10 protein-coding genes are annotated in these 23,127 nt (G+C 54.9%); all 10 read left to right on the plus strand.

The features are described 5' to 3' along the window. The first annotated feature begins 16 nt into the window (after positions 1–16). The 10 genes from QMO62_RS32320 (at position 17) to QMO62_RS32365 (ending at position 23,104) form a co-directional block, all read left to right on the plus strand. Positions 17–1,828 carry a HEAT repeat domain-containing protein gene (locus QMO62_RS32320; protein ID WP_284646612.1) on the plus strand — a complete coding sequence of 604 codons (1,812 nt, stop codon included), beginning with the start codon at positions 17–19 and terminating at the stop codon, positions 1,826–1,828. Then, entirely contained in the window at positions 1,804–2,895 is a 1,092-nt protein-coding gene (locus QMO62_RS32325) for an ATP-binding protein (protein WP_284646755.1), read from the plus strand. The genes QMO62_RS32320 and QMO62_RS32325 overlap by 25 nt, the downstream gene beginning before the upstream one ends. Beyond that, positions 2,853–5,234 (plus strand): DUF5682 family protein, encoded by a 2,382-nt coding sequence (locus QMO62_RS32330; protein ID WP_284646613.1) that lies wholly within the window; start codon positions 2,853–2,855, stop codon positions 5,232–5,234. The genes QMO62_RS32325 and QMO62_RS32330 overlap by 43 nt, the downstream gene beginning before the upstream one ends. 2 nt (positions 5,235–5,236) lie before the next feature. Continuing rightward, entirely contained in the window at positions 5,237–6,451 is a 1,215-nt protein-coding gene (locus tag QMO62_RS32335) for a VWA domain-containing protein (RefSeq protein ID WP_284646614.1), read from the plus strand. A gap of 220 nt (positions 6,452–6,671) precedes the next feature. Continuing rightward, positions 6,672–6,887, plus strand: coding sequence for a CDGSH iron-sulfur domain-containing protein (locus QMO62_RS32340; RefSeq protein ID WP_284646615.1), 216 nt, complete (start codon positions 6,672–6,674; stop codon positions 6,885–6,887). 260 nt (positions 6,888–7,147) lie between these two features. Continuing rightward, complete coding sequence (locus QMO62_RS32345; protein ID WP_284646616.1) at positions 7,148–8,665, plus strand: malate:quinone oxidoreductase; 1,518 nt, start codon at positions 7,148–7,150, stop codon at positions 8,663–8,665. 236 nt (positions 8,666–8,901) lie between these two features. Further along, positions 8,902–10,491, plus strand: a complete 1,590-nt coding sequence (locus QMO62_RS32350) for a sensor domain-containing diguanylate cyclase (RefSeq protein ID WP_284646617.1) — start codon at positions 8,902–8,904, stop codon at positions 10,489–10,491. Positions 10,492–10,549: 58 nt separating this feature from the next. Further along, a complete protein-coding gene (locus QMO62_RS32355) occupies positions 10,550–11,356 on the plus strand; it encodes a LysM peptidoglycan-binding domain-containing protein (RefSeq protein WP_284646618.1) in 807 nt (268 codons plus the stop codon). Positions 11,357–11,453: 97 nt separating this feature from the next. Next, positions 11,454–14,369, plus strand: coding sequence for a family 78 glycoside hydrolase catalytic domain (locus QMO62_RS32360; protein ID WP_284646619.1), 2,916 nt, complete (start codon positions 11,454–11,456; stop codon positions 14,367–14,369). 206 nt (positions 14,370–14,575) lie between these two features. Continuing rightward, the gene (locus QMO62_RS32365) at positions 14,576–23,104 is read left to right on the plus strand and encodes a fibronectin type III domain-containing protein (RefSeq protein ID WP_284646620.1); all 8,529 of its coding nucleotides are present in this window, start codon (positions 14,576–14,578) and stop codon (positions 23,102–23,104) included. The last annotated feature ends 23 nt before the right edge of the window (positions 23,105–23,127 follow it).

Below are 23,127 nucleotides of genomic sequence, written 5' to 3' on the forward strand. Positions count from 1 at the left end.
TAGGAGACGAAATTAGATGAGTATACCGATTTTGATGGAACTGCAGCAGGAGGTCCGGCGGCTGCTGATTGCGGGCAGCGGAATGGCGACGGAAGATATGCGTTTGAGCAAATTGCTTCCGCACCTCGAGAAGCTTGGCGCATCGGCTCCGATCCTTCAGCGCATCGCGGAGGCGGTTAGCGACGTAATACGGACAGAACCCGGGGGAACGGCGGCAAAGCTGCTCGAGCTGAACATGCTGGTGCAATCCGTAATGTACACACAGGGTACTACCGAAACCAAAGAGGAATGCCTCCCGATGGAAGGGACTGCCATCTCCCTGAGCACGTCAATTCCCTATCGCAAGCTGCAGCCGCTGATCGAGGCGTTAACGCAAAAGGGCCAAGGGCGAATGGAGCAGCTGAGGCAGGCTTACGAGGAGCAGCTGTTCCACGACCTTCGCGTTATCCCGGCCGCGGTAGCAGCGCTGGATGACAGCTACTCGGAGATACCCGAATTTCTTCAGAGGCAGGTCATCCCGGCCTACGGTGCCGAAGCGGTGCCTGCGCTGCGCCGGCAGCTGCGACTGGACGGCGGCAAAGGAGACGCACGAAGACTGGAGCTGCTTCACCGTTTGCTTCCGTCCCCGGACACGGAGCTTCTTCTCCTCGCGGCCACTACGGGCTCGACAGAGGTTCGTGCCTCTGCCATCGAGCTGCTCGGAGATGATCCCGGGCAGGAGGCATTTTTACTTGAGCAGGCGGAAGATAAGAAGAAAGAGATCCGCAGGGCGTCCTTCTCCGCACTATCCCGGCTTGGTACCGCAGCGGCGATTGATCGCCTGTACCGGGCGCTTACAGGAAAGGATCGGGACATCGCCGTCGAACCCGTTCGACTGTGTCAGGCGAAGGAGCTGACACATTCTATAATTGCGAATACGGAGCATGCATTGGATTGCATCGTCCGGCGAACGGAGCTTAAGGAATCGGTGCAGCAGCTGCTTGCGAATCTTGAGAGCCTGCAAGACAAACGGACCCCGGAGGTTGCCGGACTGCTGCAGCGGCTGTTGTCTACGCCGCAGTTTATTGCACCCGAAACGGAAGCGGCGCAGGAAGCGGCTGTGGAGCTCTTGCTGGAGCTTGATATGCCTGAGGCAGACTCCTTTGCAATCACGCTGCAGGATGCCTACCAGCGCAAATTTATCGGGTACAGCTTCAAAGCGGCCGTGAAGCTCATGCCGCCGGAGGACGTGTATGAGCGGTACAGTTCTTTGCTGAAGGATAAGAAACGGCCTTGGGCCAAAGAACTGATTCGTTCGATGCACGAATTAACACGGCCGTTAGATTGGAATTACGCGACGGAGGCTGCTGCCGGCGAATTGGTTCGCCGTTGGGATCCGCGATGGATCCATCTGTTTGCCTCCCTAGACGAAGAGGAGCTTGTATGCCGTCTGGTTACCGGTCCGGATCGGAGCATTGCCGATTACTTGCTGAAAAAATGCGAAGGCGCCTCCGGATTAAACAAGGGAAATACGGCGGCTATGCTGCTGGCGCTCACCGCCATGAAGGCTCCGGAAGCTCCGGAGCTTGTGATGCGGGCCTTGGAAAAGGGCGGGGGCAGACAGCTGTATTATTTGGACCGGACCCAGCAGCTGCTTCTGACTTCGCTTCCGAAGTCTTGTTCCGATCGATTGAAGCCATTTGCCGAAACGGTGACTTATCAAACGATGAAAGACCAACTGCTCGAAATCGCGGAAGCGATAGCGGCCAAACCGGAGTCAGCCGACGACGGGGAACCAATACAGAAGGGACAGGGATTATGGGGATGGATCAAAAGCACAATGTCGTAAGAATGCCCTCCGAGCGTTTGTATCTTGAAGAATTGGAGGTTCTAAAAAGCGCGGACCGCGAAGCGAAGCCGGCCGGCTGGCAGCTGTCGCCCAAAGCCGTACTGACCTTTCTCGTCGGCGGTGAGGTGAAGGGAATGCCTATTACACCGAAGTACATCGGCAACAAGCGGCTGGTGGAAATGGCCATCGCCACACTGCTGACGGACCGTGCCCTGATGCTGATCGGAGAACCGGGGACAGCGAAGTCGTGGCTGTCGGAGAATTTGACGGCCGCCATTGACGGCGACTCGTCCAAGGTGATTCAGGGAACGGCCGGTACCAGCGAAGAACACATCCGTTATTCCTGGAACTACGCGATGCTCCTCGCACAAGGTCCGTCCGACCAGGCGTTGATCAAGAGTCCGATCTTCCGCGCGATGGAAACGGGAGGCATCGCCCGCTTCGAGGAAATCTCGCGCTGCGCCTCCGAGGTGCAGGATGCGCTGATCTCCATCCTGTCGGAGAAGACGATCTCCATTCCCGAGCTCGGCAGAGAAGTATCGGCGGCGCGCGGCTTCTCCGTCATCGCTACGGCCAACACCCGCGACCGCGGCGTGAATGAAATGTCCGCCGCATTGAAGCGGCGCTTCAACATCATCGTTCTTCCGGCGCCGTCGGATATCGAGACCGAGGTGGATATCGTCCGCAAGCGGGTCGCCGAAATATCCGCGAGCTACGAGCTCCAGGCGGAGCTGCCGGAGGACGAAGCGGTGCGGAAGGTCGTCACCATCTTCCGTGAGCTGCGCAGCGGGATGACGCTTGACGGCAAGGAGAAGGTAAAGGCGCCGAGCGGCGTCATTTCTACAGCGGAAGCCATCTCGCTCTTAACGGGCAGTATGGCGCTCGCGGGAAGCTTCGGCAGCGGACGGATTCAGGAAGAGGATATCGCCGCGGGACTGCAAGGGGCGATCGTGAAGGATGAAGAGAAGGACCGCCTGGTCTGGAAGGAATACTTGGAAAACGTGATGAAAAAGCGGGGTTCGACATGGAGAAATCTGTACTATGCGTGCTCGGAGATGAACAACTAGAGCGTGAAGCGGGGGTTCATGTCTTCGGCATCCGGCATTTGTCCCCCGGCGGCGCGTACCACCTGCTGTCGTTTTTGGATGAAGTGAGGCCGACGGCCGTGCTCGTGGAAGGCCCCAGCGACGCAAGCGAATGGATCCGGCAGCTGACCGCACGGGGAGTCGTTCCGCCGATTGCCATTCTGGCCTACACGGACCGGCTGCCGGTCCGAACGCTGCTGTACCCTTATGCGGACTATTCACCGGAGTACCAGGCCTTCCGCTGGGCGGAGAGAAACGAGGCCCATTCCGAGTTTATCGATCTTCCCTCGACAAACGCGCTCGCTCTCTATGATTTGCGAAGCCGCAGCGAACGGTCGCGGGATGGAGAAGGAGAAACGTCGGCGGGAAGAGCGAGGGAAAGCTTTCAAACCTATGTCCGCGGTCAGCGATTGTTGTACGAGAAGCTGGCTGAGCTCGCGGATGAGCCGGATTACGAGGCTTATTGGGAACGGCAATTCGAGCATCAAACGCGCAAAGACGCCTATCGGGAAGCAATAACCGAGTTTTCGCTGCAGATGCGTGAGCTTACGGAGCCGCAGGAACGGTGCTTTGCCCCTGAGGAAGCGGCCTACAATGACATTCGCGAAGCGTATATGCGGCGGAAAATCGCCGCAGCGATCACTGCCGGCCACCGTCCGGAGCGAATCGTTGTCGTCACGGGCGCTCATCATGCTTCCGCGCTTACCTTGCGGCTTCCGGCTATGTCTGACAAGGAGCTGAAGGGGCTTCCCAAGACAACGACGAAGCTTACCCTGATGCCTTATTCCTATTACAAGCTGTCCTCGCATTCGGGCTACGGGGCGGGGAATCAGGCACCGGCTTATTTCGGACTATTCTGGGAGTGCCTTCAGCAGGGCGATTTGAATAGACTCCCTTCGTTGTATTTATCCAAGGTGGTTTCCTATCTTCGGGAACAGGGGACGTTCCGCTCCACGGCATCGCTCATTGAAGGTGTACGGCTCGCCGAAGCGCTTGCGTCGTTGCACGGCGGAAGCCGCCCTACCTGGAAAGACCTGCGGGATGCCGCCGTCGTATGCCTCGGTTACGGTGAGCTTTCCGTTGTAGCGGAGGCGCTGGCAAGGGCCGATATCGGCACGGCTATCGGCCACCTGCCTGAGGGCGTCAGCCAGACGCCTGTTCAGGATGACATGAATCGCGAGCTGAAGCGGCTCAAGCTGGAGAAATACAAGTCGGCCGTCGCGGCTACGCTGGAGCTGGATTTGCGAGAAAACCGCAGAGTGAAGACCGAGGCAGCCGCTTTTCTGGATTTGCATCGATCTGTTTTTCTTCACCGGCTGGAGCTGCTGGGAATATCATTTGCCCGGAAGCAGCGCGTGCAACAGGATTCCGCCTCGTGGGCGGAAAGCTGGGTGCTGCAATGGACGCCGGAGGCGGAGATTCAAGCGGTAGAATCGACGTTGAAAGGAGAAACCGTCGAGCTGGCGGCTGCCTTCGTGCTGAAGGAGCGGCTGGAGAGCTGCCGGGAGCTGGCGGAAGCCTCGCGCCTGATTCGGCAAGCCTGCGATTGTGAGCTGACCGCGCTGATGGAGCAGGCTAGGTCTGTGCTGCAGGCTCTCGCCGTGGATTCGGGCAGCTTCGAGCAAATTGCGGCGGCTGCCTACGAGCTGTCCGTATTTATCCGGTACGGCTCGGTTCGCCGGGTGGATACGGCCTCGCTTGTGCCTTTGCTGGAGCAGCTGTTTCTTCGGGGCTGCCTTCTGCTGAATGACGCTGCGGCCTGCAACGATGACGCCGCGCACGGCATGGCCAAGTCGATGCAGATAATGCACTTGATTACACAAGACGATCATGCTGTCGTCGATGATGCGCTGTGGCGTGTCAAGGTGCGGGAGCTGGCGGAGCGGGACGACCGCAATGCACTGCTGTCGGGGCTTGCCTTCGCCATTCTTCTGGAACGGGGCGATTGTCAGGATGAGCAGGTGGCCAGAGAAGTGTCGCGCCGGTTGTCTCCCGGCATTCCCGCGGATGTGGGCGCCGGCTGGTTCGAGGGCTTGTCGATGCGCAATCGCTATGCGCTGCTCTCCCGATTGTCCTTGTGGGAGCAGCTCGACGCTTATATCGAATCGCTCGAGCCGGAAGCATTCGGTCGGTCGCTGGTGTTTCTGCGCAGAGCGTTCAGCTCTTTCGAACCACGGGAGAAAGCCTCTGTCGCCGAGATGATGGGGGAGATCTGGGGTGCCGGAGCCGATGACATCGGAGCGAGGCTGCAGCAGCCGTTGAGTCAGGAAGAGAAGGAGATGCTGGATGAACTCAACCAATTCGATTTTGGAGACTTGTAGCCATGACGACACCTAACCCGAATCCGGAGCAAGTAAAACGTTGGCGGCTTATCCTGGGTGCCTCTTCCGAAGAGAAGCTGCAGTCGTACGGCACCGGCGGCGGCATTCTCGACGAAGAGGCCGCCATCATGGATGAAGCGCTTGCCGCCATATATGATGAGACGTTCGTATCTGCAAGCGATGCCCGCGGCCAAAGCGGCTCCCGCAGGGCTGGTCTCGGGCCATCCTCGCCGAAGCTGGCCAAATGGCTGGGAGATATCCGCACCTTTTTCCCTCCGGACATCGTATCGGTCATTCAGTCGGATGCGATTGAGCGCAAAGGGCTGAAGCAGCTGTTGTTTGAGCCGGAGCTGCTCTCTCAGGTGAAGCCGGACATTCAGATGGTGGCCACGCTGATGGCGCTCAAAGGACAAATTCCCGAGAAAACGAAGGAATCCGCGCGGCAGCTGGTGAAGGCTGTGGTGGATGAAATCGTGAAGCGGCTCTCTCAGGAGCTGCAGCGTGCCGTGACAGGGGCTTTGAACCGAAGGCGGCACTCCCCGCTGCCTTCCTTTACTGGCCTGGATTGGAATACGACGATCCGCAAAAACCTGAGGCACTTCGATCAGGAGCGTAAGCTGCTCATTCCCGAGAAGGTGTATTTCTTCGACCGTGCCCGTCGCAGCAAGGAGTGGACGGTCATTCTGGACATCGATCAGAGCGGATCGATGGCAGGCTCCGTCATTTATGCGTCGATTGTCGGGTCCATCTTCGCCAGCATGCCCTCACTCGACACCCGGGTCGTGGCGTTCGATACCGAGGTAGTGGATTTGAGCGAGCAATGTGCGCACGATCCGGTCGATATGCTGTTTGGTATTCAGCTCGGCGGAGGAACGGATATTAACAAGTCCATTGCGTATTGTGAGCAGTTTATTGCGGAACCTAAGAAAACGCTGTTCCTCCTGGTTTCCGACTTGTATGAGGGAGGCAACCGAACGGAGATGCTGCGCAGGCTGATCGATATGCACCAGGCCGGGGTGAAGACGATCTGCTTACTCGCTTTGTCCGACCAGGGCGTGCCTTCGTATGATGAGGCCGTGGCGAAGCGGCTGGCCCAGCAAGGGATCCCGTGCTTCGGCTGCTCTCCGGACAAACTGCCGGAGCTGATTGAAGGAGCATTGAAGGGCCACGATCTAGCCGTGATGAGCGACCGATTGGGGAATGGAAAGCCAACGTAACCAAAGAAGCCCGCCAGGCGATCTCGATCACCGGCGGGCATGCTTCGTTGTATTCAAATTCCAGGATTCGGCACGCTGTTATCGCATGAAGAAACTCGAATAGGGAACCTTAGTGAGGCAAGCTGCCAAGCGACTGCCGATGCCGTTGCCGAGAGTTTGTTCTTATTATCCGACTTGCCGGATATACTTGTAATAACTTACCGTACATAGGAGGCATCTCATGGCGAATGAAAGTAAAGTGACGATCAAAGTGAACGACAACGGATCGCTTCGGGTAACAGGTCCGGTTGAGCTGGTAGATGCGGAAGGTAACCCGTTCGAGCATAAGGAATCGTTCTCTCTGTGCCGGTGCGGAGCATCGGGCAACAAGCCGTTCTGTGACGGCGCGCACAAGTCGATCGGCTTCGAAAGCGCACCCAGAGCGCAGAAGGTGTGATGCTTGGCCCCGCAAGCGGCAAAACCGGTCTCTGACGAGGCCGTTTTTTTTATATAAGGGATAATAAGAGTGAAAACAGCCTGCCTGCGGACTTCACACTTTTTACTAGCTTTTAAATAGCTTCTAACTATCGTATAATAGTAAAATAAATATTAAAATGTATAGGGTTAATTGATCCAGAGAAGGCGTTTGACTAGGTCAAGCCTTGGCTGCCGGCTTACTCCTTTTCTGCAAATCTTAGGGTATAAGGACGGTTTAAAATGAGTAACAGACAAACTAGAACAGACGTTATCTTAATCGGTGCCGGAATTATGAGCGCGACTTTGGGGTCACTGCTGAAGGAACTAGTGCCGGACTGGAAAATCACTGTGTTCGAGAAACTCGGGGGCGCAGGAGAGGAAAGCTCTAACGAATGGAATAATGCGGGAACGGGACATGCTTCCCTGTGCGAGCTTAACTACACTAGCGAAAAACCGGACGGATCCGTCGATATTAGTAAAGCTATTAAGGTTAACGAAGAGTATCAGGTTTCCAAGCAGTTCTGGTCTTATCTTGTTAACAGCAAGCTGATCCAGAATCCGCGGGACTTTATCGTGCCACTGCCTCATATGAGTTTAGTTCAAGGGGAAAAAAATGTATCGTTTTTGAAAAAACGTTTTGAAGCGATGTCCGCCAATCCCCTGTTCCAAGGGATGGAATTTTCCGATTCTCCCGATAAATTAATGGAATGGATTCCGCTTATTATGAAAGACCGGGCACTGAATGAACCGATCGCGGCGACCAAAATCGATTCCGGAACGGATGTCAACTTTGGTGCTTTAACGCGTCTATTGTTTGATAACCTAAAGAACAAGAGCGTTGACATTCGTTTCAAACATCAGGTTGATGATATTAAACGTACCAGCGACGGTTTATGGGAATTGAAGGTACGCAATGTCGACAGCGGTTCTGTCGAGCGCCATACGTCCAAATTCGTCTTTATCGGCGGCGGCGGCGGAAGCCTCCATTTGCTTCAAAAGTCCGGTATTCCGGAAGGACGGGGTATCGGCGGATTCCCGGTAAGCGGCATTTTTATGGTATGTCAGAAGCCGGAGATTGTAGCGCAGCATCATGCCAAGGTTTATGGCAAAGCTCCGGTGGGTGCTCCTCCTATGTCGGTTCCGCATCTTGATACAAGGGTGATCGACAAGAAGAAGCTGTTGTTTTTCGGTCCGTTTGCCGGCTTCTCGCCTAAGTTCTTGAAAACCGGCTCAATGTTTGACTTGATCACTTCCGTCAAGCCGGATAATCTCGTTACGATGTGCGCGGCAGGCTTAAACAACATGTCCTTGACGAAATACTTGATTAAGGAAGTCATGCAATCGAAGGAGCAACGCATGGAAGCGTTGCGTGAGTTCGTACCGAACGCCAAGAGCGAGGATTGGGATTTAGTGGTAGCGGGCCAGCGTGTCCAAGTTATTAAAGATACGGCTGCCGGCAAAGGAACGCTTCAATTCGGCACGGAAGTAATCAGTGCTGCTGACGGCTCCATAGCCGCATTGCTCGGCGCTTCTCCTGGGGCTTCTACCGCTGTCTCCGTCATGCTGGAGGTCATCCAGAAATGCTTCCCTCAGCATATGAAAGCGTGGGAACCGAAGATCAAAGAGATGATTCCTTCCTTTGGCGTGTCCTTAATCAAGAATCCGGAGCTCATTCATGAAATTCATAACTCAACAGCACGGACGCTTGGCTTAAGCGATAATCAGCCGGTTCAGACGGCTAACCGGACGGTATCCTAACATTACGCAGTCTTGACTGGATAATCAAGCTTTGTCTTACATGATTTCCATAGATGCCGTTATGTATTCAATAAGGGGTTCGCAGAGATGCGACTCCTTTTTTTTATAACATTAGAATTTATAAGTTTTGAGCGGAGCTCAGGAAAAAATGCATTTTCCCTTTCTACCTATTGTAAAACAATGTATAATTAAGTAGATTAACGTCGAATTTTGTTGTTTTATATAGGGGGCGGACCGTGAGGAATCGGCTGCATAAGCAAAAAATAAAATTAGCTACTTTACTTGCCGCTCTAGTAACCGCTTCCGTGGTAAGTACTCTTATTGTTTTATTGATTTCATCCTATCACTCGCAGAAAGAATCGTTGGTACATACGAGTCTTTCTTTAAATTACTCAAAGTCGAAAAATCTTAGCAGTACGATTGATTCCTTGTTCAAAAACATGCGAAGCAGCTTGGAGAATACAGCTAATTATCTCGGTACCGGCGAACGGTCGGCTGAAGATATCCAATCACAATTAGAGATTTTACAATCGACGAGCCGATATTTTAATTCCCTTTCTTGGGTCGATGAAACAGGGGTGGTACAAAATATCGCCCCGATTAGTGTTGGTCTGAAGGGCCAGACCGTTAATTCCGGTCCAACGAACGAAGCACTGAACTCAAGAAAACCGTCTCTATCGCCACCTTATTATGCTGCTTCCGGGCGACTAATCGTATTAATGAGCCAACCTATCTATGACAAGAATGGGAAATATAGAGGGATTATCGGGGGCAGCATTTATCTTCAAGAGAAAAATATATTAAACGAAATTGTTGGAAATAATGAGATTGACTCCATCGGCTCTTATTTTTATGTGATAGGGCCTAAAGGAGATCTCTTATTTCACCCGGATAAACATCGTCTGGGGGAAGTGGTAAGCGCAAATCCGATAGTGAGCAAACTCGCTCAAGGTAAGAGCGGCATGGAAATTATAGAGAATACTAAAGGGGTTCCCATGTTGGCTGCCTACACCATTGTCCCTGAGATCGGTTGGGGAGTCGTACAGCAAACGCCGGTGTCATCAGTTAATGTTATGTTGATGGATCATACCAAAAAGCTTATCCTATATACGCTCGCTCCCTTCATAATGCTATTGCTATTTTCCGTATTTATTGCCCGCAAGCTTGCATCCCCTTTTATGAATTTAGCAAATCTTGTGAACCGGCTTTCAACAGGTGAAACCATCTCCATTCCGAAAAAGCACTCTCATTGGAACCGAGAGGTGGATTTACTCACGAAGTCCGTTATTATTGCTATCCAAACGGTTCAGAAGAACACTCATTTACTAAAACGTGACGCATATAATGATCAACTAACCGGTCTGGCGAATCGAAGGTCGTTAGATGAAACGCTTCAATCATGGTCAAAGGATAACAGAACATATTCCATTATTGTATTAGACATAGATCACTTTAAAAGTGTAAATGACACTTACGGGCACCAAGCAGGTGATGAAGTACTCAAACACTTGGGGGTGATCGTAAGCGGCAAGGTAAGAAGCGAGGATCGTTGTTTCCGTTTCGGAGGAGAGGAGTTTGTTGTACTCTTACCTAATACTGCAGCGTCTGAAGCATTCATTATCGCAGAAGATATCCGAGCGGCTGTAGAACATACCATAACTCCAATTGGTAAAACAATTACGATTTCCCTAGGTATTGCCGAATTTCCGGTTCACGCAGAATCCCATGAGGAGCTTTTTCGTGCTGCCGACAGGGCACTTTACGAATCGAAAACTAGTGGAAGAAATCGCACTACCTGCATAAGTGATAAAATAGATTCACATTAGCGGACGGAAACGGCATATGATGGGTATTAACCTACTTAAAAAGAGGAGTGGCGTACCCATGCCGATTTCACCAGGCACCCACTTGCTGTATACCGTTCGACCCGGTGACACCCTGTATACGATAGCAGAACAATTGGGCACCAACGTACCGTCGCTAGTGCAAATGAATGCATTATATCCGCCCATAATGGATCCCGATCGAATCTATCCGGGGCTGGTCCTGCTGGCAAGACTGCCGGGTATGGCGGAGCAAAGCTCTGTGATATACCAGGTTCAGCCCGGAGATACGCTATATCGGATTGCCGAAAGATTCTCCGTAAGTGTCGACATGCTGGCCGGATTGAATCAGATACAGCAGCCGGACATTCTCCGTGTCGCTCAACTGCTTTACATTGCGAGCTTCGTATACGAAGTAGAGCAAGGAGACACATTGTACCGGATCTCCCGGCGCTTCGGCACATCGATGAGCGAATTGATTCGGGCTAACCGAAATCGGCCGGGTTTATCGCCTGATGTCATTTATCCCGGATTTCGCCTGGTTGTGCCGCTTCCGTCCTCGACGAATATCGTCGTATACCAGCCGTTGCCCGGAACGACAGTTGCCCCCGGACAGCATTTGACAGGCAGCGCCCGTGCATTCGAAGCGACGGTAAACTACCAAATGCTCGATTCGATGGGGCAGACCGTAACGCAGGAAAAGGCGGCCATGGCTTCCCAAGGTGCTCCGGCATTCGGAACATTCGACGTACCGCTCCAGTTCGATCAGCGTCCTACCGTCCCAAGCGGGGTAGTCATGGTGTACACACGCAGTGCTCGTGATGGAAGCATTCAGGATTTGGTGGAAATTCCTGTGATATTCGTCTGATTCGACCTACTAACATGTCCGATCGAACCCCCTATTCAACTTCATAGCTCCTTTATAATAGGTTTCAGAAGATGTTAGAGAAGGAGCTGAGTGGGAAATGGATACGATGGACGACAACACGACCTGGAAAGCCAGGTGGATATGGACCGGTGAAGAAGAAAGTCCCCGGAACGAATGGCGCTGTTTTCGCAAGCAGTTTCGCTATGCGGACGAATGTGCTTCGAGGCAGGCCAGGATCCGAATCACGGCGGACTCCCGGTATGTTCTCTATGTGAACGGTACGCTGATAGGGCGGGGTCCTGTCCGATCCTGGCCGTTCGAGCTCCCTTACGACGAATATGAAATCGGCCATTTGCTTACCGCCGGGGAGGATAATACGATCGCCGTGATGGTCATGCATTACGGAGTTCCGACGTTCCAATATTTGCGCGGCCGCGGCGGTCTTCTCGCCCAAGTAGAGAGCGCTTGCGGGAATCGGTGGGATGTCATTGCCGCGACCGATTCCACCTGGGCTACAGCTGTTCACGCCGGCTACGATAACCGTTCTTCCCGCATATCCTGCCAGCTGCCTTTTACCGAGGTGATCGATTCGAGACTTTGGGACGAGGCTTGGACACAGGACGGATCCGCAGGAGCGGAATGGGGGAGGGCAACCGAGATCGGCGAGGTCGGCATGGAGCCGTGGACCAAGCTTGTGCCGCGGGATATTCCGCCCTTAACCGAGGAACTCGTGTACCCTGTCCGTGTGGAATCTTTAAGCCGTGTTACGCCGAGATCGTGGGGCGTCGTGCTCGATCTGCGCAATCATTTCGTTCCCAGCAGCGAGTATCATGCGAACAACATTAGGCTTTACGGCTATTTGACCACCGTCATTCGAGCGAACGGCCCGGCCCGCGCGACCATCGGCATCGTGGACGGAGGCCGTTTGTCCGGACCGCTCAGCCTGAACGGCGTTTGGTACGATGAGAACAGGGAGTACGGAGACAAGCCGGAGCGGTATTTGGACGTCGAGCTCGCAGAAGGGGACAACTTTCTCATGGTGGAGGTCAGGGGGGTCACCCATGGTCATGGCTTTCATTTCGGCATCGATTGCGAGGAAGCTCTCGAGGTGGTTTCGCCGCTCTACAATGGTGAGGGCAGCGGCCGTGGTACTCCTTTCGCGACGCTGGGACCGTTTGATGCGATCGAGATCATCGATCACCAGCCCGAGCCGTCGTTTCAAGATAACCACCCGGACTATCTTCGGGCCAAACGGATAGCCGCGCCGGCTGATCTGGACGAATTCGCCTCGTGGCTGAAGCCGGTCGATCCGCGTCATGTAAGCCGTGATGATGTATTCAGCCGATGTGTATGGAAAAGACAATCGCAGCCTTTGCCGATCCCTTATGCGCTGCAAACTGCCGTCATTGCCAATGACGCAGCCGCCGTTGTACCCGTCTACCCTGGAGAGGACACGGAGCTGGTCATCGACTTCGGCAAAGAGTATTCCGGTTATCTCTCCTTCGAAGCGGAAGCGTCCGACGGAACGATCATCGACTTTTACGGATTGGAATACATGAGGGATGGCTGGAAGCAGATCACCTATGGTTTGGACAATACGCTGAGGTACGTATGCCGGGAAGGGCGCCAATCGTATATTTCACCCGTTCGCAGAGGATTCCGCTATGTCATGGTTGTCGTGCGAAACGCGGATAGGCCGCTCAAGCTTCACCGTGTGACTGTACTTCAAAGCAATTACGCGGTTGCGGAAATCGGCAGGTTCCGCTGCTCGGATCCCCTGCTCAATGACGTCTGGGAGATCAGCAAGCATACGACGCGGCTGTGCATGGAAGATACGTTCGTCGATTGTCCGGCGTTCGAACAGGCATTCTGGGTAGGGGATGCCCGCAACGAAGCATTGGTGAACTACTATGTATTCGGCGACGATGCGATCGTGAAACGGTGTTTGCGTCTTGTCCCCGGCTCGAAATTTCAATCTCCCTTATACGCGGATCAGGTTCCCAGCGGCTGGAGCAGCGTAATACCGAATTGGACCTTCTTTTGGGCTATTGCCTGCTTAGAGCTATATCGGTTCAGTGGGGACAGACAATTTGCCGAGCAAATATGGCCGCATGTAAGTTATACGCTTGACCATTACTTGCAGAAGCTTGACGGGAACGGGCTGCTGAACATGAAGGGATGGAATCTGCTTGACTGGGCGCCGATCGATCAGCCGAATGACGGCATCGTTACTCACCAGAACCTATTTTTCGTTCAGGCGCTTCGTTCCGCCGCTTCCCTGGCGGACGAATTCGAGCCGGTATGTGCTGCGCGATTTATGACAAGTGCCGACCGGCTGCAGGAGGCGATCAATACCTTCCTGTGGTCGGAGGAGAACCAGGCTTATGTGGATTGCATCCACACCAACGGCACGAGCTCCCGGACCTTCAGCATGCAGACGCAGGTGGTTGCCTATTTGTGCGGTATTGCGGCTGGAGCTCGGTTGCAGCGGCTGGAATCGTACATTGTGTCTCCTCCGCGGCATTTCGTGCAGATCGGCAGCGCCTTCATGTCCTTCTTCTACCATGAATCGCTGGCAAAGCTCGGCCGGTTCGATATCATGCTGGACGATATTCGGGCACGATACGGGGAAATGCTCGAAAATGACGCGACGACATGCTGGGAAATGTATCCAAACCCTCCGGAAAACAGAACGCATCCGAATATGCTGACACGCAGTCATTGTCACGCTTGGTCGGCAGGTCCGGGCTATTTCCTCGGTGCCTTCGTCTTGGGCGTGCGTGGCATGGACGCCGGCTGGTCGAAGGTTGCTATCGAGCCGCAGATCGCGGACCTTACGTGGGCCCGCGGGACGGTTCCGCTTCCCGGCAGAGGCAGAATCGACGTCTCCTGGCGTGCCGACCGTCCTGGAGGCAAGCTGTACATGAGAATCGAGGGGCCTGCCGACTTGGAGCTTTCTATTGAACCCCCGGCGGGGTTCGAAGCCGTCGTCGAGCGAATCGTGCTCGGATGAATAAGAATGGACCGAAAGGTGCTATCCGCTGGCCGCTTCCACGGCCTCGGATAGCACCTTCTTTTTTGTCCGTTATCGCCATTTGTTAAATTTTACACACTTTGAGAGATAAACCCCAAAAGTATCCTTTTGGATACTTATTCGCTCCTAAGGCGATGTGCTAAGCTGAACCTCGTGCATAATGAGCTGAAGGAGAGGAAGGAGAAATGATGAAATACGGCAAGATGATGAAGCCCCATCACAGGCGATGGCTGCATTCCCTGCTCGTGTGGGTGCTGGTTGTTACCTCGGTGCTGCCTGCCACGACGGCAGGCGCCGCCGAACCCGTGACAGACTACGTAACCACCGTAGCCGTCTCGGAATCGCAGGTGCAGCCGGGGCAAGCGGTCGGTTTGACGGCTTCTATTACAGCTGCGGTCAGCCGATCGGTGCTGGTGGACCTGGAGGTATTCGGCTCGAACGGAGCGAGGGTTTTCCAGAAGGTCGAGAATGGGCTGTCCCTTACAGCGGGTGAAACCAAAAGCATTCCCTTCGAGTGGAATCTCGAGGAGACCCTCCCGGAAGGGAAGTATACCGTTAGCATAGGGATCTTTAAGCCCGACTGGGGGGTGCAGTATGCCTGGCATGCAGGCGCAGCCGTCATCACGGTAAGCAAAGCGGCAGGACCGAGCGTAAGCACTTCGGTTACCGTAACACCAAGTGCGGTTCGCGCGGGGGAGCCTGTGGAGATTTTGGCCAAAGCCAGCAGCTCTACCACGCTCGAGACGCTGGTTGAGATCCAGTTGCGCAGCGCGGAGGGTGCGGTTGTTGCACATCAGGAGTTTCCAAATCGGACACTCAACACAGGCATGGAAACCTTGTTCCCGTTAGCCTGGAATGTACCGGCAGCGGCTCCGGCAGGGCAATACGCTGTGGAAATGAGCGTCTTAAGTCCTGACCGCACCGTAACTTATGTCGATCGGGCGAAGCGGGCCGTGATTAACGTCCTGCCGGCCACGGCGAACGGCGAGCCGGGCGGGAAGGCGGAGTACACGTCTAGCGCGACGGCAACGCCTTCACAGACGGCTCCCGGTGAGAAAGTCGATCTGAAGGTAGAGGTCAGCAGTACGAAGAAGGATACGGTGCTCGTGGATGCCGAGATTTATAGTCCGACAGGCGAGAGGGTGCATCAGCAGTTTCTGGACCTTCAGGAGCTACGCGCCAATCAAGTCCACACCTATCCGATGTCATGGCAGGTGCCTGCCGGAGCAACGGAAGGCGACTATACCGTACGTATCGGCTTGTTTAAGCCAGGCTGGGGAAAGCTGTATCACTGGAACTCCCAAGCGGCGGTTATCAAGGTACAGGAGTCTGCGGATGTCACTCCACCGGCAATTCCTGCCGGATTATCTGCAGCAGCAGGCGATTCCAAGGTGTCGCTCACTTGGCAGTCGGTAGGTGACAGTGATCTGGACGTCTACAAGGTCTATATCTCCCAGGACGGAGGAAGTACTTGGTCGTCGGCGAAACCAACGGGCAAGCTCACAAGCTATATCGCCGAGGGCTTGACGAACGGAGTTGCCTATACCTTTGCAGTAACAGCGACAGACGTGTCGGGGAATGAATCCGCCAAGTCTGTTCCCGCGCAGGCTACTCCGAGTGCTCCGGCCTCCTCCTTACCGGCGCCGGCAGGAATCCAGGTCCACTATGCCGGAGAGACCTCCCGCGTGGTCAGCTGGAGTGCGGTGGAGAATCCGGCGGTAGCAGGCTACAAAGTTTATGTATCGGAAGACAGAGGCATCACTTGGAGAGACCCCATTGACAATGGCTTAATGCAGTTTTATATGGTGAACGGACTGGTCAGTGGCCGAGGCTATACTTTTGCCGTAACGGCCTATGAGAGCAATGGCTCGGAGTCCGCCAAATCGGCGCTCTATCATGTATTCATCGGCAAGCCTCAAGCGCCTGAAGGGCTAACGGCGCAGCCGCTCGAAGGAGCCGTGAAGCTAAGCTGGAACGCCGTGACGAATAACAGCGAAGTGACGAACTACCGGGTGTATGTCTCCATGGACGGGGGAGCCACTTGGGGTTATGGTCAGCAGGCCGGGAACGAAACGAGCTACACGATGACCGGTCTCACCAATGGTACCGCCTATGCTTTTGCCGTCACAGCCATGAACAATCGTGGAGAGGAATCGGATCGCTCGACGCCCGTTCAAGCGACGCCGCAAGGCACGTCTCCGGCCATTCCACAGGGATTGACCGCGTCGGCTGGGGATGCGCTTATCAAGCTCCAATGGACGGCTGTGACCGATGCCGACCTCGCAGGGTATAAGCTGTACCTTTCTCAAGACAACGGCAATAGCTGGAGTCTCGGGGCAGAGACAGGCAGGGTTACGGAATATACGCTGACGGGACTTACGAACAACGTCGAATATGCTGTAGCCATCTCTGCTGTGGACGAGAACGGGAACGAGTCCGCGCGGTCTGCCTTCGTGAAGGCTACACCCAATAACAATGACATTGTGCCGCCGGCTGCGCCGACTAGCCTGAAGGCCACCGCCAAGGATTCAGCGGTGATCCTTCATTGGAAAGCGGGCACGGAACCGGACCTCTCCGGCTACCAAGTCTATCTGTCGGAAGCCGCAGAGGGTCCATGGTCGCTGCAAGCCTCCATTCAGGGAATGGCTTACTATGCCGGCGGCCTGACCAACGGGACGACATATCATTATGCAGTCAAAGCAGTGGATCAAAGCGGGAACGCCTCGGAGCTCTCGGCACCTGTTGCAGTAAGCCCTAAGGCGCCGGGCATTCCGGCAGATCCTGCTGCCTCGGCGCCGCAGCTATCCGCCACCGGAACGACGAGCTTCGCCGATGCGACAGACTTCCTATATCAGGGAAGCCGTCCTGTTCAGTTTGAGGTGGAGCCTGGAGCTCTTGATGAAGAACGTATGTCCGTGCTTCGCGGTAAGGTACAAGATCGCGCAGGAGCGCCGTTATCCGGAGTAACGATTCGCGTACTGAACGAGAGCAAGCTTGGTTATACGGTTAGCCGCGCCGACGGCGCCTTCGATCTTGTGATCAACGGCGGCGCGACCGTGACTCTTCAGTACGAGAAGCTTGGGTATATGCCGGTACAGCGTAAGGCTACCGTGCCTTGGAACGATTATCTCACCGTACCGGATGTGGTAATGACTCCGTATGACAGTAACGTAACGGAGATTCAGCTAAGCGGTGCGGCAGGCATTCAAGTAGCGCAAGGCAGTCCTGTAACGGATGCAGACGGAAGCCGTCAGGCTACTCTGCTGTTTACGCCGGGAACGACAGCTCAGATGAAGCTGATCGATGGAACGATGAAGGAGCTTTCCGCACTTCACGTACGGGCTACCGAATACACCGTAGGGGATAACGGACTCAAAGCGATGCCGGGTGAGCTGCCGGCGAATGTCGGCTACACCTATGCAGTGGAGCTGTCCGTGGACGAAGCGGTGGCGGCAGGGGCGACAGAGGTCCGCTTCAATCAGCCGGTTCCGGTTTACGTGGATAACTTCCTGCAATTTCCGACGGGAACCATCGTGCCGCTAGGCTACTACGATTATAAGGCCGGCGGGTGGATGCCGTCTCAGGACGGCGTTGTTATCAAGGTGCTTTCCGTGGAGGGCGGCACAGCGGCCATCGATGCGAACGGCGACGAGCTGCCGGATTCGGAGACAGCCTTGGCCGCACTTGGCATCACCGCCGAAGAGCAGGCGAAGCTCGCTGCCCTATATCCCGCAGGCAAGAGCTTGTGGCGCGTGACGGTAAAGCATTTTACCCCATGGGATGCGAATTGGCCTTACGGACCGCCCGAGGATTCGGAGAATCCGCCGGAGCAGGAGGATGAGTGGAAGGATAAGTTCAAGATGGAGCTCTGCAATAAACAGAACTCCGTCATCGGCTGTCAGAATCAAACGCTCGGCGAATCAATTCCGATCGAAGGCAGTGCGCTTACACTCAATTATCAGAGCAAGCGGACGCCGGGTTATATGGAGAAGAGCCACATTACGGTGCCGGTGACCAAGCCGACGTTCAAGCCCAGCACGTTTATACGCAGTGTAGAAGTGAAACTGCACCTTGCCGGCCGGACGATCGAGAAATCGTTCCCTGCTTTTCCGAATCAGACGTTCGAATACGATTGGGACGGCAAGGACGTCTATGGCCGCGACATGATCGGAGATGTGAGGTACTCCGTTGATATCCGTTATGTATATCAAGCCCAGTATTACGCGAACGGAGGGGGCTCCGGGGGTTCGGGCAGCGGCGCAGCCAGCAGCTTCGGCCGGGTAGCGGGCGTCAAGCATGTGCTGATGAACCGCAGCTTAAACCAGATTACTCTTGGCGAAACATGGAGCGGCTCCGTGCTAAGTCCGATTAATCCGTATCAGGAGACGGGTATCGCCGGCTGGAGCTTGGATAACCACCACATGCTTCTCACCGACGAATTGCTGAAGGGGGACGGCACCTCTGAGCGCAAGCGTGCGGCCGGCGGTCAAGAAATCAACTTCCGCGGCCGAGCCGATGTACCGGGCAGTCTGGTGCTCGAGAACGGGAGAGGCACTGAGACGGGAGTGATCGGTCCCGACGGACAATATTATTTTGTCAAAAAGACCTATGACTCACCTTGGGGGTCTTCCAAAACCCATACCTTCTACCGAGTGGACCAAGAAGGGGCGGTCCGGGAGCTGTTCAGCTACGAACCGAATACGTATCTGGAGGTTCCGAATTATCCTGGCCGCCTTGCCGTAGGCACTGACGGAACCATCTACGCTGTGATTATCAAAGAGACGATCATGTACATCGCCCGCCGTTCCCCCGGTGACTCTGATTGGACGATTATTGCGGGCGGTCAGCCAAGCAGCGGCATCTACGACTCGATACCTGACGGAACGCACGGTCTGCAGGCGAAGCTCCACGATCCTTACCGATTGACGGCCGGAGCGGACGGTAGCCTGTATTTCATGGACGGCAATGCACTGCATAAGCTGAGTGCAGACGGCTACATTATGACCTATAATCACCGGGGCAACCGGTTTGAGGCGAATCCGAGAGATGATGGCCGCGCTACACCGGAGAATATCGGCCGGGTGAACGATTTTCAAGTAGGCTCGGACGGAAGCATCTATCTTCTGGATATCGGAGGCAGGAATAGCAACGAGAGCCGCATCCGCGTGATTCGCCCTGACGGAACGATGGCGAAGCTGATCGGTAAGGCCTTCACCGACGCCCCAGGCGAAATGAAGGTGACCAACATCATGACGGGAGTGAAGCCGGAAGAAGCGGTTTTCCATACAGACCGCATCTACGTAAGCCCTGTCGGCGTTGTCTATTTTAAAGAGCTGGAGCAAGGCGTCTTCTACAAAATCAATCTTGACGGCTTTATTGAAGAGGTGGAGCCGCAAGTGTTTCTGGGTATGGCCAAACGCGTTCGCGAAGAAGGCTACGATCAATCGGGAAGAGTCCCTATGCAGCTGTTCGGAATCGGTCCGAATGAAGAGCTGTACGTCAGAATCACGCTTGGGTCCGTTTTGCCGACAGGAGAGAGCTTTTATCACTATAGGGTAAAAGAGGGCGTCAATGCCATCCTCCCGGACGAAACGGGGACGGTCGCTTACGAGCTCGATAAGAAGAGCGGCCGGCACCTGACAACACGAAGCGGCTACACCGGTCAGGTGCTCATGAATCTGGAGTATGATGCTGCAGGCAGATTGACCGCGATGCGGGATCCTTTCGGCAATGTAACGACCATCGTTCGAGATAGTGCGGGTAAGCCTGAGGAGATCATCGCTCCGAACGGACAGCGAACCCAGCTGACGGTAGAGAACGGACAGCTGGTTACCGTAACGCATCCGGGCGGCAAGACACATAAGATGGTGTATGACGAGAAGGGCTTATTAAAGCAGTTTACTGACACTAGCGATAATGTGCGCGATTATGGCTACACCCCGCGGGGGATGCTCATTCGTGCGGAAAATCCGAAGGACGGGTTAAAGCAGCTCGAGGCGATTCCGCTTGAGAACGGAGTCCGGGTGCAGTTCACGAACCCTGACGGCAAGGTTACGCAATATGAAACCTATCCCGGCGATAAGAGCATGACTACCGCGACCATTGAGCCTACGGGTGAGAAAACGACGGTGGTACGCAAGCTTCACGGACCGGAGGAGACTACGTTCCCGGACGGCTCCAAGCTGATCAAGCAGCTGGATGCGGATCCGCGCTGGGGCATGGATGTGCCGGTAGTCAGGCAGTTCCAATACACCACGCCGAAGGGGCAGGTGTCGCACTATTCCGAAACGAGGAAAGCCGTGCTGGCGAACTCGCTTGATCCTTTCAGTCTGCAGTCGCTGACGATAGAGAACAAGACGGGGAACGACGTATATACCGTGCATTATGACCGGGCAACCCATAGCATCCTGGAGACGAGTCCGGAAGGCTTGCAGCGACGCACGTACATGGATGCTTACGACCGTGTGACCAAGCAAGAGGAGGTCGGCCAGGCGATTGCGCCTGTATTATACGAGTATAATGAAAAAGGACTGCTCAAGCGCAAGTTGCAGGGGGATCAGTACCTCGACTATACGTATGATGCGTTCAATCGACTGGAGACCGTAACGGATGCCTATGGAGCTCAGAAGGTGTTCGGCTATGACGGGTTAAACCGGATTACGAGCGTCAAATCACCGGAAGGCAAGCTGATTCGTCAAGAATATGACGACAACAGCAATCTTACCGGGGTGATTACGGCGAATGGAGACAGGTACCGGCAAGACTTTGACCAAGACGATCTCTACGTCGGCTTCCGCCAGGAGGGTGCTGCGGCAGGGATTACGATTCAGCGCAGCCTGGACGGAGATATGCAGCAATCCACGCTCCGCAGCGGACGTGTGGTGCAGTACAAACAAGAGACCGACACAGGAAGAATTCATCAGGTGATCGATCCGGATGTAAGCCGAACTTATTCTTATTTTGACGGAGATCCTACAGACCGGGTAAGGCTGATTGAAAGTGTGGCCTCTTCCACTTACGGAGCAACGGTAACGGGAGCTGCGTACGGATTACGCCAGGCGATCGAATTCACGTACGACGGAGATCAGGTGCAGTCCGCTGCATGGTCCGGGCAAGCGAACGGACGGTTTGGCTACCAGTATGACAGCCAGTTCCGTCTGACGAACATCTCGACCACGGTAACCGGAAGCGTCTATGGAGGTACATTCCAGGCAAACGCAGCTTTGAACTGGAACAAGGATAACCAGCTGATTCAGTATGGCAAGTTCTATTTTGACCGTACAGGTCCCGGTAAGCGTGTGGGTACGATTCGTGACGACCGCTTGCAGGTGGGCATGACTTACGATGACATGGGCCGTGTGAAGCAGATGCTTTATACCTTGGCGGGCAAAGAGGTTTACCGTGTCAACCACGAGTATGATGTGAGAAGTTTGCTGATTCGGAAAACGGTGACGACGACAGAGGGCTCTGACGTCTATGTCTATGAGTATGACAAGGATCACCAGCTTCGCAAAGTCACTCGCAGCGGTGTAAGCGGTGCGTATGTGGAAGCGTACGATTACGATGACAACAAGAACCGCCGCAGCCGTGAAGTCACGGGCACTGAACAGCAGATCAGCACCTATGGCAGCTACGATCTGCTGAGGCAGGTCGGACGGACGGAGTATCAGTTCGATATCGACGGCTATTTAACCCAAAGAGGCGGCGATACGTTCCGCTACGGCGTGAAGGGCGAGCTGCTGGAAGCGACCGTCCAGGGAGAAACGATCCGGTATGCATATGACGGCATAGGAAGACGTACCTCCAGGGAAGATGCGAGCGGTAAAACGCAGTATCTCTATGGCGATGTGAACGCGCCGCTCACGGTAACAGCCACTGTGAATGCCGCAGGCGTCGTCACTCTGTACCAGTATGACGAGCGCGGCTTGCTGCTTGGTATGGAGCGTGAAGGCAGCAGCTACTACGTCGTTAGCGACCAGGTCGGCACTCCACTGCAGGTGCTGAATGCTGAGGGCAACGTGGTGAAGGCTATGCGTTATGACAGCTTTGGCGTGCAACTGTCGGATTCGAACCCGGCGTTTGAGCTTGAAATCGGCTATGCCGGCGGCTTAAAGGATGAGAAGACGAAGCTGCTTCGCTTTGGCGCGCGGGATTACGATCCGGCCTCCGGCCGTTGGACGGCGATCGACCCGATCCTGTTCGAGGGGCGCCAAGCGAACCTGTATGCCTATGTCGGGAATAATCCGGTCACCCTGCGCGATACCTGCGGACTGTTCTGTATCGGTGCCTCCTTCTACCAAGGTGTTGGCGGCGGAGCGAGATTCTGTATCGATAAAGACGGCTTCGGCGCTTGTGCGGAAGCGGGCTTTGGCGTCGGAGCAGGCGTTGAGGTCAGCCCAACCGAGAGCATTCCAAATAGCGGGGTTACCCTAGAAGCTACGGTGAAAATCAAAGGCGGTCCGGCGTCCGTTACACTGGGCGTGCAAGGATTTGCACCGTTCGGGACCGGCTGCCGCGAGGTGAAGCTCGTGGATAAATTCAGCATCGGCTCCTATGAGGGGGACCTCACGGATCCGACGAAGTCGAAGGCGAAGACCAAGAAGATCACGGACAAGAAGTTCCAGTCTCCTGCGGATGCGATCCGCAACGGGAAGCCGGGCTTCGGGTTTGAAGCGGCATTGAAGGCAAAAGGATGTTATTCTAAGAAATGGTAATGTTACGGAAGCTGTCCTCTTCG

It is taken from the genome of Paenibacillus silviterrae (genome assembly GCF_030167925.1).
Taxonomy (GTDB): domain Bacteria; phylum Bacillota; class Bacilli; order Paenibacillales; family NBRC-103111; genus Paenibacillus_G; species Paenibacillus_G silviterrae.

What these genes read in the sequence shown, in the direction of transcription:
- QMO62_RS32355 (WP_284646618.1), top strand. Translation starts at nt 10,550, where the DNA reads ATGCCGATTTCACCAGGCACCCACTTGCTGTATACCGTTCGACCCGGT.
- QMO62_RS32365 (WP_284646620.1), top strand. Translation starts at nt 14,576, where the DNA reads ATGATGAAATACGGCAAGATGATGAAGCCCCATCACAGGCGATGGCTG.
- QMO62_RS32325 (WP_284646755.1), top strand. Translation starts at nt 1,804, where the DNA reads ATGGATCAAAAGCACAATGTCGTAAGAATGCCCTCCGAGCGTTTGTAT.
- QMO62_RS32345 (WP_284646616.1), top strand. Translation starts at nt 7,148, where the DNA reads ATGAGTAACAGACAAACTAGAACAGACGTTATCTTAATCGGTGCCGGA.
- QMO62_RS32335 (WP_284646614.1), top strand. Translation starts at nt 5,237, where the DNA reads ATGACGACACCTAACCCGAATCCGGAGCAAGTAAAACGTTGGCGGCTT.
- QMO62_RS32330 (WP_284646613.1), top strand. Translation starts at nt 2,853, where the DNA reads ATGGAGAAATCTGTACTATGCGTGCTCGGAGATGAACAACTAGAGCGT.
- QMO62_RS32320 (WP_284646612.1), top strand. Translation starts at nt 17, where the DNA reads ATGAGTATACCGATTTTGATGGAACTGCAGCAGGAGGTCCGGCGGCTG.
- QMO62_RS32340 (WP_284646615.1), top strand. Translation starts at nt 6,672, where the DNA reads ATGGCGAATGAAAGTAAAGTGACGATCAAAGTGAACGACAACGGATCG.
- QMO62_RS32360 (WP_284646619.1), top strand. Translation starts at nt 11,454, where the DNA reads ATGGATACGATGGACGACAACACGACCTGGAAAGCCAGGTGGATATGG.